The sequence below is a fragment of the Psychrobacter sp. genome, from assembly GCF_030454045.1.
GTDB lineage: Bacteria > Pseudomonadota > Gammaproteobacteria > Pseudomonadales > Moraxellaceae > Psychrobacter.
In genome coordinates, this window is sequence record NZ_JAKDJE010000130.1 from 1 (window position 1) to 2,855 (window position 2,855).

Annotated in this window: 2 protein-coding genes; both read right to left on the bottom strand. The window is 45.6% G+C overall.

What is annotated here, in order from left to right:
- Nucleotides 1–388 precede the first annotated feature (388 nt).
- Entirely contained in the window at nucleotides 389–2,236 is a 1,848-nt protein-coding gene (locus tag L0G63_RS13580) for a TonB-dependent receptor (protein WP_301451130.1), read from the bottom strand.
- 125 nt (nucleotides 2,237–2,361) lie between these two features.
- Nucleotides 2,362–2,781 carry a hypothetical protein gene (locus tag L0G63_RS13585; RefSeq protein ID WP_301451131.1) on the bottom strand — a complete coding sequence of 140 codons (420 nt, stop codon included), beginning with the start codon at nucleotides 2,779–2,781 and terminating at the stop codon, nucleotides 2,362–2,364.
- Nucleotides 2,782–2,855: the final 74 nt, after the last annotated feature.

A 2,855-nucleotide genomic window follows, 5' to 3' on the forward strand; every position in this document is an offset into this window, starting at 1 on the left:
CAGAGATATACTGTATAAAAGAGGATATTGGTAAGGTAGGCTAAATTGTTTATTAATCATAAAAGATGCCCGAAATGCAGTGCCAATCTAACACGCTCTGATTGGAGTTGTCGCCACTGTGGTAACCAAAATTTGACGAACTGGCCACTCACTTTATCGATGTGGGGACTTTGCCTGTTTATCGTTTTGATGATTTTATTTTTTATGATCAATAATTTCTGTAGTGCCGAGATCTTTCGACCCTTTACCAATAACTATGGTGTCATGTGCTGATGGTGAGCATAAAAAAGCCCAACTACTCTGCATAGTTGGGCTTTTTTATATCATGCGGTTAATGTCAATATGCTTATAAAATACAAGTCACATTACGCCGCTATTTTTTGCTGTTTTAGTAATCAACAGTATAGCTTAGGCCATAAGTTGTGCCTGAGGCAGGTAAGCGGTTCAGGTCTCCGTAAGTGGTTTGATGATAGACCGTCAGATAGTCCTTATTCAGCAAGTTATAGACGCCATAATCTACTCGGCCAACTGGCATTTTTACTTGTCCCAACACATCAAGCGTCATATAACCGGTGACTGGCAACGCACTGGCGTCAGGATCTTTTTGCTGGTCCTTGAAGGCCTTATCATCGCCGCCGATTGCCAGTGCTTGCAGACGAATATTGCTGCCTTCATCGAATTGGTATTGCGCAAATGCGGTGCCTTTTAACGGTGTCAGACGTACGGCATCCAGCTCTAGCCAATCGCCATCCTTATCGTACTGACCACGGGTATAAGCAACACTGCCGCCTACTTGCCATTTGTCACTGATATCATGGCTAAGCGATCCCTCTACCCCGTAGATACGCTCATCAGTATCGACGACTTCTACAGTATAATCATCAGTGAAGCGCACGACTTTATCTGATTCATTATAAAAACCGCTCAATCGGGCAGCTGTATCGCCATGTTTGCCTTGCCAGCCAAACTCGTAGTTATTGGTTGTAATCGGTTGTACATTGTCTGAGTTGACCACAAATCCTGCCCGCACATCACGCAGCGCACGCTGAATATCTGCGGTGGTAAACCCTTGCGAAAAATTAGCAAAAACTTGATCATTCGGTGTTATCTGATAGCTAGTACCAAGATTAAACAAAGTTTTGTCGTGATCTGTACTACCTTTTTCTACGTCGCCTGCCTGATAGTCGATGCCATAAGCGGCGCTTATCCCACTGATAGCAGGGCTATTAAAATACTCTTCAAGCAGCTGCTCATAGATGGGCGTAAAGGTATCAGTCTCTGACTTCAATTTTTGGTAACGAACGCCTGCACTAGTATGCCATTTATCAGTGATGTCCATGTCTGCATTGACAAACGCGCCCCATTTATCGATGGTGGTATCTGGTCCACCGTTATAAGTAAGCCCATTGGTTTGAGCAGTCAAGCCATTGCTAGCAAGGAACGTATTTAGGTCTTGACCGTAGTAAGTTTGCTCACTGTTTTCACGTTCGAAATCAGCACCGTAGCTAAGTAGAGTCTTTTTGCCTGCGACTTCCGTCTCGGTTTGCATAGCGGCACGTAAGCCCATTACTTCGATATCAGCTTCTGATTGAGTGACAAACGTTGCAGCACTTGCCAGTTTCTTCAGTGTGGCTGTATCAGTTAGACCATTTGCTTGCCATACCTCAGAGGCTTGGGTACCTGCGGTTTTACCAGAAGGGTAAAAACGGCCTTTCTCATCTCGGTAGTAACCCGTCAAGTTTAAGCTAGATCCTGAGCCTACAAAATCATCGTCGCTATAGCTCAAATTTACTGAGCTTTTTTCGGTATATGGCTCATTTTCTACGTTGGCACCATCGATAGCTTTTAAGGAAGGTTTTGCGCCAAATAACACTGCTAAACCATCACCATAATCTGGGCCATAGTCGGTGTTTTGCTCATCTTTATAGTAAGTCACTGCAAGGTCAAGACGTTGACTGTCAGTGAGCTCTACACCTAAGCTACCATTTACACTTAGCGATTCGGTATCTTGTTGATCCGTTTGGTTGACATCTGGGCTGATTCGATTGCCTTTGCTATCAAACTTTCCGCCTTTATTATCATAATCGACATCTAGGCGACCATACACTCGCTCGCCGCCATATCCTAAGGTTTGTCCTACATGATAACCCAATGACTCTGAGTCAAAACCGCGGCTGCTACTGACACCGACTCTAGTCTGTCGGATAGGGCCATAGCCAACTAGTGACTTGGTCACAAGGTTAATAAGACCGCCTGCTGCACCAGCACCATAGATACTGGTCGCACCTGATAGTACCTCTACTCGCTCAAGCTGCGCAGGATCAATGCTGTTGAGCTCGCGTGAGAGACTACGCGAACTGCTTAAAGGAAAAACTGCACAGGGCGACCATGCATGGTGGTACCGTAATTACTGGTTGAGCCACTACTGGCACCTAGACTCGGAATCAGCTGTGCCAAGATATCGCCCGTAGTACGGTCGCCTGTGGCCTGCATCTGAATGTCATTTTCGCTAATCACTTGCGTGACGGCGGGCATCTCGCTAATTTTTTGTGCCAGCGCTGTTCCTGTTCTAGCATTGGCAGCGACTTTGATGGTATCCAAGGTCACACTGGGAACATCGCTTGATGTTGAGTCTGACGCTGCACTTGGAACCATCGCTGCACTGGCCTGTACATCTGATGCACTTTGCACTGCATTGGCATTGGCATTGGTTTGGGCGTATAACTGCTGGCTGATACAAAGGGTAAGAAGGGATAGAGCAACTTGGTGGTGGGTTCTCATGGTTATTTCACTTAGATGGTTTCACTTAGATGGTTTCACTTAGATGGTTTCACTTAGATGGTTTCACTTAGATG